This window comes from Amycolatopsis kentuckyensis, from assembly GCF_002155975.1.
Taxonomy (GTDB): Bacteria; Actinomycetota; Actinomycetes; order Mycobacteriales; family Pseudonocardiaceae; genus Amycolatopsis; species Amycolatopsis kentuckyensis.
In genome coordinates this window covers 1-16,974 of sequence record NZ_MUMI01000429.1, presented here as the reverse complement: position 1 = coordinate 16,974, position 16,974 = coordinate 1, and the positions used below count along the sequence as shown (strand labels likewise).

The following is a 16,974-nucleotide window of genomic DNA, read 5'->3' as shown; positions in this document are numbered from 1 at the left end:
CGCGTAGCGGCCCGCGGGGGTGGCCGGGGCCGGCTCGGGGATCGGGATCCACGTCACCCGGTAGCGCCACGATTCGGTCTCCGCGGCTTCGGCCCGGTCCCGCCGCCAGGACGCCAGCGCCGGCAGCACCTTGGCGACGTCCGCTTCCGGCACGCCCGTCCCGGCCGCCAGCCCGGCGACGTCCGCGCGGTCGACCGCCGACCAGAACCGCGCGTCGATCTCGCCGCCCGCCGGGCGCGGGGCCGGCCAGAAGCGTTCGCGCTGGAAAGCGTGCGTGGGCACCGGGATCCGGTGGCCGGGGAGTCCCGTCCAATCGACCGGCACCCCGGCGGTGTACAACCCGGCCAAGGCCGTGAAGAAGGTCCGTTCCTCGTCGCGGTCGCGGCGCAACGCCGGGATCGCCCGGCCCGGGACCATCGAGCTGAGCACCCCGTCGGGGCCCAGTTCCAGGAACACGTCCACACCTGCGCTTCGCAGCGTCGCCACTCCGTCGGCGAACCGGACCGCCTCCCGCACGTGCCGCACCCAATACTCCGCCGTGAACGGCTCGGCGAGAGCACCGCTCACATTCGAGAGCACCGGTATCCGCGCCGGGTGATAGGTGAGGGTTTCCGCTACCGCACGGAAGTCGTCGAGCATCGGGTCCATCAACGGCGAATGGAACGCATGACTCACCGCGAGCCGCTTGGTCTTCACACCGCGCTCGGCGAACTCCTCGGCGATGGCCAAGACCTCGGACTCGCCACCGGAGATCACCACCGACTCCGGACCGTTCACCGCCGCGATCGAAACACCCTCGCTCAGGGTGATGGCCGACTCCGGCGCGGCGATCGACACCATCGCCCCACCTGCGGGCAACGCCTGCATCAACGATGCCCGCGCCGCCACCAATCGACAGGCGTCCACAAGGGACAATACTCCGGCGACGTGCGCTGCCGAGATTTCGCCGATCGAATGCCCGGCCACGAAGTCCGGGCGAACACCCCACGACGAGAAAAGTCGGTACAGCGCGACTTCCACCGCGAACAGCGCGGGTTGCGCCGATCCGGTGTCGTCCAAAGTGGACCCGGCGAAGACCACGTCGTGCAGCGGACGCTCCAAAAGCCGGTCGAACTCGGCGCACACCGCGTCGAACGCCTCGGCGTACACCGGGAACCGGTCGTACAGCCCGCGGCCCATGCCGGCCCGCTGCGCGCCCTGCCCGGTGAAGAGCACGGCGAGCGAGCCCGGCTGGACGTCCGCGCGGAGCACGCCCGGGTCCGGTGCCCCTTCCGCCAGCGCCGTCAAGCCGCGGACCAGGTCGCCGTCGTCCTCGGCGAGCACCACCGCGCGCCGAGGCAGGGCCGCGCGGCCGGTCGCCAGCGAAAAAGCGACGTCCGGTAGGGCGCCGCGCTCGGCGGCGAGCAGGCGACGGGCCTGTTCGCGCAATCCCGGCTCGGTCTGCGCCGAAACCGGCACCGGGAGCAGGCCCACCGGGGCGGTGTCGTGCACGACGACGTCGTCCGGTGCCTGCTCGAGAATGGTGTGGGCGTTGGTGCCGGAGATCCCGAACGACGACACACCCGCGCGCCGCGGCCGGTCGGACGGCCACTTCCGAGTTTCGGTCAGCACTTCGACCGCACCGGCCGACCAGTCCACATGAGACGATGGCGCGTCGACGTGCAGCGTCTGCGGGAGAACGCCGTTCCGCATGGCCATGACCACCTTGATGATCCCAGCGACCCCGGCCGCGGCCTGCGTGTGGCCCAGGTTCGACTTCACCGAACCCAGCCACAGCGGTTCTTCGCGCCCCTGCCCGTAGGTGGCCAGCAGGGCCTGCGCCTCGATCGGGTCACCGAGTTTCGTCCCGGTGCCGTGCGCCTCGACGGCGTCCACTTCGGACGGCTTCAGGCCCGCGTCGGCGAGGGCTGCCCGGATCACCCGTTGCTGAGAGGGGCCGTTCGGCGCGGTCAGGCCGTTCGACGCGCCGTCGGAGTTGACGGCCGAACCCCGGACCACGGCCAAGATCTCGTGACCGTTGCGGCGCGCGTCCGACAGCCGCTCCACCAGCAGCAGGCCGGCGCCTTCGCCCCAGCCGGTGCCGTCGGCGCCCTCGGCGAACGCCTTGCAGCGGCCGTCCGGGGCGAGGCCGCCCTGGCGGTCGAACTCCACGAACGCACCCGGCGTCGCCATCACCGTGACGCCGCCGGCGACGGCGAGGTCGCACTCGCCCGCCCGCAGCGCCTGGCGCGCCCAGTGCAGGGCGACCAGCGAGGACGAGCACGCCGTGTCCACGGTGACCGCGGGGCCTTCCAGCCCGAAGGCGTAGGCGATCCGCCCGGAGACGACGGCGGCGGCGTTGCCCGTGCCGACGTAGCCGGCGACGTCCTCGCCCGCGTCGGCGAGCAGTGCCGGGTAGTCCTGGCCGTTGGTGCCGGCGAAGACGCCGATGCGTTCGCCGCGCACCGAGCGCGGGTCCCGGCCGGCGCGTTCGAACAGCTCCCAGGCGGTCTCCAGGAGGAGCCGCTGCTGGGGGTCCATGGCCGTGGCTTCGCGCGGGGAGATGCCGAAGAGTTCGGCGTCGAAGTCCGCCGCACCGGCGAGGAACCCGCCCGCCTTGACGGCGGCCAGCCCGGACGGCCAGCCGCGATCGGCCGGCGGAGCGGACAGCGCATCGGCCCCACGGGCGACAAGGTCCCACAGGTCTTCGGGCGAGCGGATGTCACCGGGGAACCGGCACGCCATCGCCACGATGGCGATCGGTTCGTCGTCGCCGCGCGCCGCGAAAGGGTGCTCCATTTCGAGAGCACTGCTCTCACCTGAGAGCAGTGCACACAGATGCCGGGCGAGGGCGGCCGGATCGGGGTGGTCGTAGGTAAGGGTGGCGGACAGGTCGAGCCCAGTGGCAGCGCGCAGCCGGTTGCGCAGTTCGACGGCCGAGAGCGAGGTGAACCCGAGATCACTGAAGGCCCGCCCCCGATCGACAGAGGCGGCAGAGGCATGCCCAAGCACGGCGGCGACCTGTTCGCGGACAAGATCGAGCACACGGGCGGAGGTGAAGTCACGAACTCCGGCGGCGGTGGCGTTGTGCTCAGCGACCGCGGCGGAGTTATGGGCGGCGGCTGCGGCGGGGTTGCGAGCGCTGGCGGCAGCGAAGTTGTGGGCGCCGGCCGCGGTGAAGTCACCGGCGGCGGCTGCGGCGAGGCCACCGGCAGCGGCTGCGGCTGCGGCTGCGGCTGCGGCGGAGTTTCGGGTGGCGGCCGCTGCGGGGTTGAGAGCGCCGGCCGCAGCGGAGTTGCCGGCGGCCGCGCGGAAGGCGCCGGCGGCCGGCGCCGTCAAGGCGCGCGCTGTGGAGTTGCGGGTGGCGGCCGCCGGGAAGGTGGTTGCGGTGTCGGCTGAACCTCCCGCCTTGTGGCCTGCTCCCGGGAGTTCGGCCAGCAGGGGGCTCGGCCGGACCGCCGTGAATGCCGGGCCGAACGCCGCCCAGTCGATGTCGGCGATCGCGATCGTGGTGTCTTCCGCGGCCAAGGCGCCTTCGAGAGCCGCGAACGCCAGGTCCGGATCGAGCGGGCGGAGGCCTGCGGCGCCGAGCCGTGCTGTGACGTCTGCGCTGGCCATGCCTCCTCCGGACCATGGGCCCCAGGCGACTGCGAGTGCGGGCAGGCCTGCGGCGCGGCGGGCTTCGGCGAGGGCGTCCAAGCGGGCGTTGGCGGCCGCGTACGCGGCTTGGCCCGCCGCTCCGAGGGTTCCGGCCAGGCCGGAGAAGAGGATGAATGCGTCGAGGTTGCCGGTCAGTTCGCCGAGGTGGATGGCGCCGGTGACCTTGGCGGCTTCGACGTGTGCCAGGCGTTCGGGGGTGAGCGTGTCGAGGATGCCGTCGTCGAGTACGCCGGCCGTGTGGACCACGACGCGGAGGTCGTCGCCGATTTCGTTGATCAGGGCAGCCAGGGCGGCTCGATCGGTGACGTCGCAGGCTTCGACCGTCGTTGCGGTGCCCGCCTCCGTGAGTTCGGCGGCGAGCGCGGCCGCGCCCGGGGCGTCGGGACCGCGGCGGGAAGTGAGGACGAGCCGATCGGCTCCGGAGGCGGCGGCCCAGCGGGCGACTCGGGAGCCGAGGGCGCCTGTTCCTCCGGTGATCAGGACCGTGCCGCGGGGGCGCCAGTCCCGGAGGGGGCCCGGCGGGGCGGGGACCAGGCGGCGGGCGAAGGTTCCCGATGCCCGGATCGCCAGCTGGTCCTCTGCACCACCCAGGGCCGCCAGCAACCGGCCTGCCGCGCGGCTGTCCAGGGTTTGCGGGAGGTCCACCAAACCGCCCCAGCGGTCGGGGTGCTCCAGGGCCGCCGTCCGGCCGAATCCCCACAGCGCCGCCTGTTCCGGGGCCTTCGGCTCGTCGGATCGGCCGATCGTGACCGCGCCGCGGGTCAGGCACCACAGCGGCGCCCTGATGCCCGCGTCGCCGAGGGCCTGGACCAAGGTCGCCGTGGCCGGGAGGTCGCCGACGGAGAGGACCGCTGTCCAGTCTCGGGCCGGCAGCCTGCCGAGGCGGTCGGCCAGTGCGGCGCGGGACTCTCCTGCCATTGTCAGTGAGACGACGCCGGTGAGCAGGGCCGCCAGTTCCGCCGCCGTTTCGTTGCCCTCGGGCGCGATCAGCAACCAGTCGCCCGGTGCGCCTGGGGACGGCGGCAGCGGTTTCCACTCGGCCCGGTATCGCCACGACGCCACCGTGCTGTCCCGGCGGCTCCGGTGGCGCCACGCCGACAACGCCGGGCGGACGGCTTCCGTCAGTTCTTCATCGAGACCGAGCGTCGCGGCGAGGTCCGGGCTCTCGACCGCCGCCCAGAACGTCTGGTCCTCTGTGGACACCTCGGACGGACCGGTCAGCCAGTAGTGCTGCCGCTGGAACGCGTACGTGGGCAGGTCCGCGGTGGTCTCGGCGGGCAGGAATCGTGTCCAGTCGACGTTCACACCGTGCACGTGAGCAGTGCTCAACGCTGTGAGCAGTGCTCTCTCTTCAGAGCGGTCTCGCCGCAACGCCGGGATCGCCGTGCCGCCGACCATCGCGCTTAGCACCCCGTCAGGGCCCAGCTCCAGGAAGACCCCGACCCCGGCAGCCTCCAAAGTGGACACGCCGTCGGCGAAGCGGACTGTCTCCCGTACGTGCCGCACCCAGTAGTCGGCCGTGAACGCCGAAGCGAGAGCACCGCTCACATTCGAGAGCACTGGTATCTGCGCCGGGTGGTAGGTGAGGGTTTCCGCTACCGCACGGAATTGCTCGAGCATCGGATCCATCAGCGGGGAGTGGAACGCGTGACTCACCGACAGGCGCTTGGTCTTCACACCGCGCTCGGCGAACTCCGCGGCGATGGCCAAGACCGCGGCCTCCTCGCCGGAGATCACCACCGACTCCGAACCATTCACCGCCGCGATCGACACACCCTCAGTCAAGAAGATCGCCGACTCGGGGGCAGCGATCGACACCATCGCACCACCGGCAGGCAACGCCTGCATCAAAGAGGCACGAGCAGAGACCAAACGGCAAGCGTCCTCAAGGGACAACACCCCGGCCACGTGCGCCGCCGAAACCTCCCCGATCGAATGACCAGCCACGAAATCCGGACGGACGCCGAAAGCCTCAACCAGGCGGAACAGGGCGACCTCGAGAGCGAACAACGCCGGCTGAGTGAACTCCGTCCGATCCAACAACTCGGCATCATCGAAAGCCGCACGCAACGACGGATCAAAATGCGCCAGCACCGCATCGAACGCGGCCGCATACACCGGAAAACGCTCGTAGAGACCCAGCCCCATCCCGACCCGCTGCGCCCCCTGGCCGGTGAACAACACCGCCAAGCCGCCCGGCACCACGCGACCGCGCACCACGTTGGGCGCGTCGACGCCGGTTGCCAGCGCCGAAAGCCCGTTCCGGAACTCCGACGCCGACGAACCGAACACGACCGCCCGGTCCTCGAACGCCGTCCGGCCGGACAGCAACGCGGCACCGATCTCCGGGTGAGGACCGTCGGCGAAAGGTACGAGAGCCGCAGCTTGGGCACACAGCGCCTCCGCCCCGCGCGCCGACACCAGCCACGGGACCGGTCCCGAAGTGGGCGAAGGCGGCACAGCGGCCGCCTGCTCCGCCTCTTCCAGGATCACGTGCGCGTTCGTCCCCGAGATCCCGAACGACGACACGCCCGCGCGGCGGGGTCGATCGGCCGGCCACTCGCGTGCTGCGGTCAGCAGCCGGACCTCGCCCGCGGACCAGTCCACTTGGGACGATGGCTCGTCCACGTGCAACGTCCGCGGGAGGACGCCGTGGCGCATCGCCAGCACCATCTTGATCACGCCCGCCACGCCGGACGCCGACTGCGTGTGGCCGATGTTCGACTTCACCGAGCCCAGCCACAGCGGGGTCGAGCGGTCCTGGCCGTACGTGGCCAGCAGGGCCTGGGCCTCGATCGGGTCGCCCAGGGCTGTGCCCGTTCCGTGTGCTTCGACGACGTCGACGTCCGATGTGGACAGGCCGGCCGCCGCGAGGGCCGCCGTGATCACCCGGCGCTGGGAGGGGCCGTTGGGCGCGGTGAGGCCGTTCGACGCGCCGTCGGAGTTCACCGCCGAACCGCGGAGGACCGCCAGGACCGGGTGCCCGTTGCGCCGCGCGTCCGACAGGCGCTCCACCAGCAGCAACCCCACGCCTTCGGCCCAGCCCGTGCCGTCGGCCGCGTCGGCGAACGCCTTGCAGCGGCCGTCCGCGGCCAGGCCGCCCTGGCGGTCGAACTCGGCGAACGTGCCCGGGGTGGCCATGATCGTGACCCCGCCCGCGATGGCCAGGGTGCACTCGCCGCGGCGCAGGGCCTGAGCCGCGAGGTGCAGGGCGACCAGCGACGACGAGCACGCCGAGTCGATCGTGACCGACGGGCCCTCCAGGCCGAGGTGGTAGGACAACCGTCCGGAGAGGATGCTGCCCGCCGTCCCGGTGAGCAGGTAGCCGGCCACCTCCTCGGCGCCGGCGGTGCCGTACCCGGACGCCGCGCCGCCGACGAACACGCCGGTACTGCTGCGCCGCAACGACTTCGGTGCGATCCGGGCCCGCTCCAGGAGTTCCCACGACGTCTCCAGCAGGAGTCGTTGCTGCGGGTCCATGGCCAGGGCTTCGCGGGGTGAGATGCCGAAGAAGTCCGCGTCGAACTCGGCCGCGTCGTGGAGGAAGCCGCCCTGGAACGAGCCCAGCGGCCAGCCGCGGTCGCCGGGGAAGCCGCCGATCGCGTCCGTGCCGCTTTCGACCAGCCGCCACAGGTCTTCGGGTGAGGCGACGCCGCCCGGGTAGCGGCAGCTCATGGCCACGATCGCGACGGGCTCCCGGTCCCGGGCCTCGACGTCGGCGAGCCGGTCGCGGGTGTCCTTCAGATCGGCCGTGACGAACTTGAGGTAGTCACGGAGTTTCTGCTCGTTGGCCATGGAAGCCCCACTGTCTCAAGAAGTCCGGAAGGTGCTGTCGATGAAGTCGAAGAGCTCGTCGTCGCCGGTGCCGCTCAGGTCGGTCCCGCCGGCCAGCTCGGTCCACCGCGTGAGGAAACCCCTCAGGCGCGCGGTGATTTCGTCGCTCGCCGGGACGCGGGCCAGGTCCGCCTCGGTGACGGTCTCGAACGCGGCCTCCAGCCGGTCGAGTTCGTCGAGCAGGCGGACCTCGGCGGGCGGGCCGCCGAGCCGGCGGTCGAGTTCCTCGGCCAGGTCGGCGGCGGTCGGGTGGTCGAACGCGAGCGACGCGGGCAGGCTCAGCCCGGTCCCGGTGCCGAGCCGGTTGCGCAGCTCGACGGCCATCAGGGAATCGAAGCCGAGCTCCTTGAACGCGCGTTCGGGCCCGATCGCCGCGCCCGCGGCGTGCCCGAGCACGCCCGCGACCTGGTCGAGGACCAGCGTGAGCAGCGCCTTCGGCCGCTCCCCCGCGGGCAGCGACGCGAACCCGGCCGACGCCGGCTCCGGTTCGGCCAGTGCGGCCCGCGCCGCCGGGAGGCCGGCCAGCAGCGGGCGCGGCCGGGCCGCGGTGAACACGGGCGCGAACCGGGCCCAGTCGACGTCCGCGACGACGACGGTCGTGTCACCGGCGGCCAGGGCTCGCCGGAAGGCCGCGACGCCGTGGACCGGGTCGATCGGCGGCAGGCCGCGCCCGTTCAGCATCTTGACGGCATCGGCGTCGGCCGCCATCCCCGATCCGGCCCACGGGCCCCAGGCGATCGCCGTCGCGGCCAGCCCGCGGCCACGGCGTTCTTCGGCCAGCGCGTCGAGGAACGCGTTGGCCGCGCCGTAAACCGCCTGCTCGCCGCTGCCCCACACCCCGGAGATGGAGGAGAACAGCACGAACGCGTCGAGGTCGTGCGTCAGCTCGTCGAGGTGCCGCGCGCCGGCCACCTTCCCGGCCAGGACCGCGGCCACCTCCTCCGGCGTGATCTCGGTGAGCGGGCCGTGCTGGCCCGTCCCGGCGGCGTGCACCACCGCGGTCAGCGGCAGCTCCGCCGGGATCGCCGCGAGAACTCCCGCCAGGGCGTCCCGGTCGGCCGCGTCGCAGGCGGCGAGTGTGACGCGGACGCCGAGGGCGGACAGCTCCGAGGCCAGCTCGGCCGCGCCGGGTGCCTGCGTGCCGCGCCGGCTGGTGAGGACGAGGTGTTCGGCGCCCGTCTTCGCGAGTTCCCGCGCGACAGCGGCGCCGAGCGCGCCGGTGCCGCCGGTGATCAGGACCGTGCCGCGGGGCCGCCAGTCCCGGCTTTCCACGGCCGGGGCGGGGGCGAGCCTGCGGGCGAAGACGCCGTCCGGGCGGATGGCCACCTCGTCCTCGGTGCCGTCGGCGAGGACCGCGGCGAGCCGGGTGCCGGCCGCCGCGTCGAGGGTTTCCGGCAGGTCGGCGAGGCCGCCCCAGGCGGACGGCAGCTCGAGGGCCGCGATCCGGCCGAAGCCCCAGGTGGTCGCCTGGTCCGGGCGGGAAACGTCGCGCACCGCGCCCTGGGTCAGGCACCACAGCCGGGCCGGGACGCCGGAGTCGGCGAAGGCCTGGGTGAGCGTGAGGTTGGCGGCGAGCCCGGCCTCCGCGTCGCCGGTGAGGGCCAGCAGGGACACGACCCCTTCGACGTCGGCGTGGTCGCGCAGCAGGGCCGCCAGTGCGGCGCGATCCCCGGTACCGGCGTCGATCACCGGCTCGGCGCCGTGGGCGGCCAGCGCCCGCGCGACGTCGTCGACGAGGGTGTCCCCGAGGACGAGCCAGCGGCCGGTCAGCCGTCCCGTGGACGCGGCCACGGGACGCCAGCCGACCCGGTACCGCCAGCTGTCCACAGTGGATGCGGGAGTCGGGGCCGCGGGTTCGAGCCAGAAGTGCGATCGCTGGAAGGCGTACGTCGGCAGCTCGGTCCGCCGGGCGCCGTCGAGGAGGGCCGAGGCGTCGAGGGGGAAGCCGGCGGTCCACAGCCGCGCGAACGCCGTGACCACGGCCCGCGGCTCGTCCTCGCCGGCCCGCAGGGTCGGGATCGCCGGGACGTCGGCGGTCTCGGCCGCCATCGCCGCCAGGACGCCGTCGGGGCCGACCTCCAGGAAGGTGCGCGCCCCCTGGCCGGCGAGGGTGCGGACCGCGTCGGCGAACCGGACGGTCTCCCGCACGTGCCGCACCCAGTAGTCCGGGGTGAACGGCTCGGCGAGCGCACCGGTCAGCGTCGACACGACCGGGATGACCGGCTCGCGGTAGGTCAGTTTCGCCGCCACCGCCCCGAATTCCGCCAGCATCGGGTCCATCAGCGGCGAGTGGAAGGCGTGGCTGACGCGCAGCCGCTTGGTCTTGACGCCGCGGGCCGCGAACTCCCCGGCGAGCGCCAGGACGGCCGGTTCGTCGCCGGAGATCACCACGCTCGCGGGCCCGTTGACCGCGGCGATGCCGACGCCGTCCGGCAACGCGGCCCGGACGTCCGCTTCGGGCGCGCCGACGGCGACCATCGCGCCACCCCCGGGCAGCGCCTGCATCAGGCCGGCCCGCGCGGCGACCAGCGTGCACGCGTCGGGCAGCGACAGCACCCCGGCGACGTGCGCGGCGGCCAGTTCGCCGATTGAGTGCCCGGCCACGAAGTCCGGGCGGACGCCCCAGGATTCGACGAGCCGGAAGAGGGCGACTTCGAGGGCGAAGAGCGCGGGCTGCGCGTGCCCGGTCTGGTCGAGGTCGCCTTGTCCGATGTCCCCGAGCAGGCCGCGGACCTCGTCGAAGGCCTGGGCGAAGACCGGGAACCGTGCGCACAGCTCCCGGCCCATCCCGGGTCGCTGCGTGCCCTGTCCGGTGAAGAGGACGGCCAGGCGGCCGGGTGTCCCGCTGCCGGTGAGGGCGCCGAGGTCGCCGATCGCGGCCAGGCCGGATAGGAGCTCCGGACCGGTCTCGCCGACGACCGCGGCGCGGTGGCCGAGGTCGGCGCGGGTGGTGGCCAGGCTCAGCGCGACGTCGGCGGGATGCACCTCGCGGTCGCCGAGGAACTCGTGCAGCCGGGCCGCCTGGGCGCGCAGGGCGGCCGGGCTCTTGGCCGACAGCAGCCACGGCACCGGGCCGGTGACCGGCGAGCGCGCGCCGACCACGACATCCGGGGCTTGTTCGAGGATGGTGTGGGCGTTGGTGCCCGAGATGCCGAACGACGACACACCCGCGCGTCGCGGCCCGTCGGACGTCCACGCACGGGGCTCCGTCAGCAGCTCGACCGCACCCGCCGTCCAGTCCACTCGGGACGTGGGCGCGTCCACGTGCAACGTCCGCGGCAGGATCCCGTGCCGCATCGCCATCACCATCTTGATCACGCCCGCGACTCCCGCCGCGGCCTGGGTGTGGCCCAGGTTCGACTTCACCGAGCCGAGCCACAACGGCGTGGTGCGGTCCTGGCCGTAGGCCGCCAGCAGCGCCTGGGCTTCGATCGGGTCGCCCAGTTTCGTGCCGGTGCCGTGCGCCTCCACGGCGTCCACTTCGGACGCGGACAGGCCCGCGTCGGCCAGGGCCGCCCGGATCACCCGCTGTTGCGACGGGCCGTTCGGCGCGGTCAGGCCGTTCGACGCGCCGTCGGAATTCACCGCCGAACCGCGCACCACGGCCAGCACCTCGTGCCCGTGCCGGCGCGCGTCCGACAGCCGCTCCACCAGCAGCAGGCCGACGCCCTCGGCCATGCCGGTGCCGTCCGCGCCCTCGGCGAACGCCTTGCACCGGCCGTCCTCGGCCAGGCCGCGCTGCTGGCTGAAGGCGAGCAGGACACCCGGCGTCGGCATGACCGTCACCCCGCCCGCGAGCGCCAGGTCGCATTCGCCGCGCCGCAGCGCCTGGACCGCCAGGTGCAGCGCCACCAGCGACGACGAACACGCCGTGTCCACGGTCAGGGCCGGGCCTTCGAGGCCGAACACGTACGACAGCCGGCCCGACGCCACCGACGACGTCCCGCCCGTCATCAGGTGCCCTTCGAGGCCGTCGGTGGCCGCGCCGGTGCCGTAGCCGGAGGTGGCCGCGCCGATGAACACGCCGGTCCGGCTGCCACGGACCGACAGCGGGTCGATGCCGGCGCGCTCGAACGCCTCCCACGTCGCTTCCAGCAGGAACCGCTGCTGCGGGTCCATGGTCAGCGCTTCGCGCGGCGAGATGTCGAACAGTTCCGGGTCGAACCGGCCGGCGTCGGCCACGAACCCGCCGCTGCGCGTGGAGATGCGCCCCGGTGTCCCGGGTTCCGGCGCGTACAGGCCGTCGAGGTCCCAGCCGCGGTCGCCGGGGAACGGCGAAATCGCGTCGACGCCGTCCGCGACCAGCGACCACAGGTCCTCCGGTGAGCCGACCGAGCCCGGGTAGCGGCAGCTCATCGCGACGATGACGACCGGATCGTCGCCGGTCGCACCGGCCGGGACCCCCGCGGCCGGCTCGGACGGGCCGCCGAGGAGCTCGGTGCGCAGGAAGGTCACGAGCGCCGCCGGGGCCGGGTGGTCGAACACGAGCGTCGCGGGCAGCCGCAGGCCGGTCGCGGCGCCGAGCCGGTTGCGCAGCTCGACGGCGGTCAAGGAGTCGAAGCCGAGTTCGGCGAACGGGCGGCCCGGCTCGATCTCGCCGGCTGTGTCGTGCCCGAGCACCGCGGCCACGTGGTCGCGGACCAGTTCGAGCAGCCGGCGGTCGCGCTCGGCGGCGGGCAGCGTCCGGAGCCGGGCGGCCAGGTCGTCCCCCGCCGTCACCGCGGTGGCGGTCCGGCGAGTGCCGCGGACGAGCCCGCGCAGCAGCGGCGGCACCGGGCCGGCCGCCGTGGAGAGGTCGAGCCGGGCCGGGACGGCCGTGGTTTCGCCGCGGGCGATGGCCGCGTCGAACAGCGCCAGGCCTTCGGCGTCGGAGAGCCCGGTCATGCCGCCCCGCGACATCCGGGCCAGGTCGGCGGCACCGAGGTGGCCGGTCATGCCGCTGGCCTCCGCCCACAGGCCCCAGGCCAGGGAGACGCCCGGCAGGCCGAGCGCGCGGCGGTGCGCGGCCAGGGCGTCGAGGGCGGTGTTCGCGGCCGCGTAGTTGGCCTGCCCGGCCGTGCCGAACACGCCCGCGGCGGCCGAGAAGAGCACGAAGAGCGCGAGATCCTGGTCGCGAGTCAGCTCGTGCAGGTTCACCGCGGCGTCGGCCTTGGGCCGCAGCACGGCCGCGAGCTTCGCCGGATCGAGGCTGGTCAGCAGGCCGTCGTCGAGGACGCCGGCCGTGTGCACGACGCCGGTGAGCGGCTGGTCGGCCAGCACCGCGGCGAGCGCGGCACGGTCGGCCGCGTCGCACGCGACGAGGGTGACTTCGGCGCCCAGGGTGGTCAGTTCGCCGGCCAGCGCGGTGGCGCCGGGAGCGTCCGGGCCGCGACGGCTGAGCAGGAGCAGCCGCCGGACACCGTGCGCGGTCACCAGGTGGCGCGCGATCCGGGCGCCGAGCGTGCCGGTGCCGCCGGTGACGAGCACGGTGCCGTCCGGGTCGAGCTTCCGCGGCAGGGTCACGACGTTCTTGCCGACGTGCCGGGCCTGGCTGATGAACCGGAACGCCTCCGGCACCTGCCGCACGTCCCAGGTCCGCCGCGGCAGCGGGGTGAGCACGCCGGCCTCGAAGAGCCCGGCGAGTTCGCGCAGGATCTCCTGCAGGCGTGCGGGTCCCGCCTCGATGAGGTCGAAGGCGCGGTACCGGACGCCTTCGTGGGCGCGGGCGACGGCTTCGGCGTCGCGGACGTCGGCCTTGCCCATCTCGACGAACCGGCCGCCGCGCGGCAGCAGCCGCAGCGACGCGTCCACGAACTCGCCGGCCAAGGCGTCGAGCACGACATCGACGCCGCGGCCGCCGGTCGCCGTGCGGAAGTGGTCCTCGAAGGACAGGGACCGGGAGTCTCCGATGTGGACGGTGTCGAAGCCGAGCTCCCGGAGCACGTCGTGCTTACCGGCGCTCGCGGTCGCGAACACCTCGGCGTTCTTCCAGCGGGCGAGCTGGACGGCGGCCAGGCCGACGCCGCCCGCGGCCGCGTGGACGAGCACGGACTGGCCCGCTTCGAGACCGCCGAGGTCGAACAGCCCGTAGTAGGCGGTGGCGAAGGCGACGGGCACCGACGCGGCCTCGGCGAAGCTCCAGCTCGCGGGCATCGGCGTCACCAGGCGGTGGTCGGTGACCGCGACCGGGCCGAGCGCGCCGGTGAACAGCCCGGTGACGCGGTCGCCGGCCGCGAGCCCGCGCACCCGCTCGCCCGTTTCCAGCACGACACCCGCGGCCTCGCCGCCCATCAGGGCCTGGCCCGGGTACATCCCGAGGGTGATGAGGACGTCGCGGAAGTTCAGCCCGGCCGCGCGGACCTCGACGCGGATCTCGTCCGGTCCGAGCGCCGTCTCCGGCACCGGCAACGTCGCCAGGCCGTCGAGCGTGCCGCTGCCGGTGGTGCCGACGCGCCAGGCGTCGTCCGCGGGCAAGGTCAGCTCGGTCGCCGGGCGAGCGAGACGCGGGACCAGCAACGTCCCGGCACGGGCGGCGACCTGCGGTTCGCCCGAGGCGAGGGCGGTTCCGATGACGGCGTTCGGGTCGGCGCGGTCGTCGACGTCCACGAGCACGAACCGGCCCGGGTGTTCGGACTGGGCCGAGCGGATCAGGCCCCAGGCCGGGGCCTGGGCCAGGCCGGGCACCGGGTCGCCGGGCAGCGCGGCGAGCGCGGCGGTGGTGAGCACGACGAGCCGGGCGTGCGCGAACCGCTCGCCGGCCAGCCACTCCTGCGCGGTCGCAAGGACCTGGTCGACACCGGTCACCGGCAGGACCACCGCGGGCGGCACGACGTCGAGATCGGCCAGTGGCCCGGAGAGCCAGGTGAACTCCGGAGCGTCCCCGGCGGTCGTGAGCGGGGTCCATTCCGTGCGGAACAGCGCGTCCGGCACCTCGTCCACTGTGGACGAAGTGACCTGGAACGCGAGGGAGCCGATGCTCGCCACCGGATGGCCGGCCGGGTCGGTGGCCACGACCGAGACCGCGTTCGGGCCGGCCGCGGCCAGGCGCACGCGCAGGGCGGTGGCTCCGGTGGCGAACAGCGCGACGTCGGTGAAGGCGAACGGCAGCCGCGCCCGGCCGTCGTCGGGGAAGAACCCGCCGAGGCCCAGCGCGTGCAGGGCGGCGTCGAGCAGGGCGGGGTGCACGGCGAACGCGTCGGTACCGGGCAGCTCGACCTCGGCGAACACCTCGCCGTCGTGCCGCCGGGCCGCGCGCAGGCCGCGGAAGGCGGGCCCGTAGTGGTAGCCGGCCTCGGCAAGCGCGGCGTAGTGGCCGTCGACGTCGAGGACTTCCGCGCCGGGCGGCCATTCGGCCGGAACTTCGGCGGGTGCGGGGGTACCGGGGGCCAGGACGCCTTGGGCGTGCCGGGTCCAGCGCGCGCCGGGCCGGTCGGGGCGGGCGCTGACGGCCAGGCCGCGGCGGCCGTCTTCGCCCGGTGCGTCGACGACGACCTGGAGCTGGACGCCGCCGGTGGCGGGCACGGCGAGGGGCGCGCCGAGGGTGAGCTCCTCGACGGTGCCGCACCCGGTGTGGTCACCCGCGTGGAGCGCGAGTTCGGCGAACGCCGTGCCGGGCAGCAGGACGGTGCCGAGGATTTCGTGGTCGGCGAGCCAGGGGTGCGTCTGCCGGGAGAGCCGTCCGGTGAGGACGAGCCGTTCGTCCTCGGCGAGGGTGACGGCGGCGCCGAGCAGCGGGTGGTCGACGGCGCCGAGGCCGAGCCCGGCGGCATCGCCGGTGCGGGCGGCCGGGCGGGGCCAGTACTGCTTGCGCTGGAAGGCGTACGTCGGGAGGTCGACGACGTGGGCGTCCGGGAAGGCCGGGGTCCAGTCGACGGCGACCCCGCGGACGTGGGCCTCGGCGAGAGCGGCGTGGAACCGGGGCAGGCCGCCGTCATCCCGGCGCAGAGTTCCCAGCGCGACGACGTCCTCGCCGAGTGCCATGGTCAGCACCGGGTGCGGCGAGGCCTCGATGAACGTACCGAAACCTTCGCTCTTCAGCCGCTCGACCGCGGTGTCGAGACGGACGGTGCTGCGCAGGTTGGTGTACCAGTACTCGGCATCCACATGTTCGTTCCACTCCCCGGTCACCGTCGAGATGAAGGCGGTCTCACCTTCGCGAGGTGCGATTGGGGCCAGAACGTCGAGGAGTTCGTCGCGGAGCTGCTCGACCTGCGCCGAGTGGGACGCGTAGTCCACCGGGACCCGCTTCGCGCGGATCCCGTCGGCTTCGCAGGACTTGATCAGGGCATCGAGCGCGTCCGGTTCGCCGGAGACCACGACCGCGGCGGGGCCGTTCACCGCCGCGATCGACAGCCCGTCGGTCAGCCTCGCTTCCACATCGCCGAGCGGCGCTGCCACCGAGACCATCCCGCCGAGCCCGGCCAGTGCGAGGATCGCCTTGCTGCGCAATGCCACCACGCGAGCGCCGTCCTCGAGCGACAGTGCACCGGAAACCACCGCGGCAGCGATCTCACCCTGCGAGTGGCCGACGACCGCGTCCGGGACCACACCGAACGAACGCCACAGTTCCGCCAGCGACACCATGACCGCGAACAACGCGGGCTGCACCACATCGACCCGGCTCAACGCCTCCGCATCGGACAGCAACTCCCGCAACGACCAGTCCACAAAGGATTCGACAGCCACGGCACACTCGTCCAGCCGGGCCGCGAACACCGGCGACGACTCCGCGAGTTCGAGCGCCATGCCCGCCCACTGGGAACCCTGTCCGGGGAACACCAAGGCGACCTTGCCGGGCACCCCGGCCACGCCGGTGACGACGTCGGCCGCCGGGGTGCCCTCGGCCAGTGCGGTCAGTCCCGCGGCGCAGTCGCCGATCACGACCGCCCGGTGCGGCAGCGAAGCCCGGGTGGTCGCCAGGGAGAACCCGATGTCCGCCGGAGACTCGTCGACCTTGGCGAGCAGGGCCCGCGCCTGACCGCGCAACGCCTCGGCCGACCGGGCCGAGAGCACCCACGGCACCGGTCCCGGCTCGGGGCTTGGCGGGGTTGCGTCCTGGGGGAAGGCTTCCAGGACCGTGTGCGCGTTGGTGCCGCTCATGCCGAACGACGACACCGCGGCCCGCAGCGGGCGGTCGGCCGTCCACTCGCGCGGCTCGGTCAGCAGCTCGACCGCGCCCGCCGTCCAGTCCACATGGGACGACGGCGCGTCCACGTGCAACGTCCGCGGCAGCACACCGTGCCGCATCGCCAGCACCATCTTGATCACCCCGGCGACACCCGCCGCCGCCTGGGTGTGGCCGATGTTCGACTTCACCGAGCCCAGCCACAGCGGCGTCGAACGGTCCTGGCCGTAGGTCGCCAGGAGCGCCTGGGCTTCGATCGGGTCGCCGAGGGTCGTTCCGGTGCCGTGGGCCTCGACGGCGTCCACGTCCGAAGCGGACAGGCCGGCGTCGGCCAGTGCCGCGCGGATGACGCGCTGCTGGGCCGGGCCGTTGGGCGCGGTCAGGCCGTTGGACGCGCC

General features: G+C 73.9%; 2 protein-coding genes. Both read right to left on the bottom strand.

Annotated features, from left to right (window positions below; genetic code table 11):
• On the bottom strand, nt 1-7,434 hold a 7,434-nt coding region (locus CCN39_RS52085), incomplete at its 3' end, for a type I polyketide synthase (RefSeq protein ID WP_143264269.1).
• A 15-nt stretch (nt 7,435-7,449) separates the two neighbouring features.
• Nucleotides 7,450-16,974: type I polyketide synthase (locus CCN39_RS52080; protein WP_086849372.1), on the bottom strand; the 9,525-nt coding region annotated here is incomplete at its 5' end.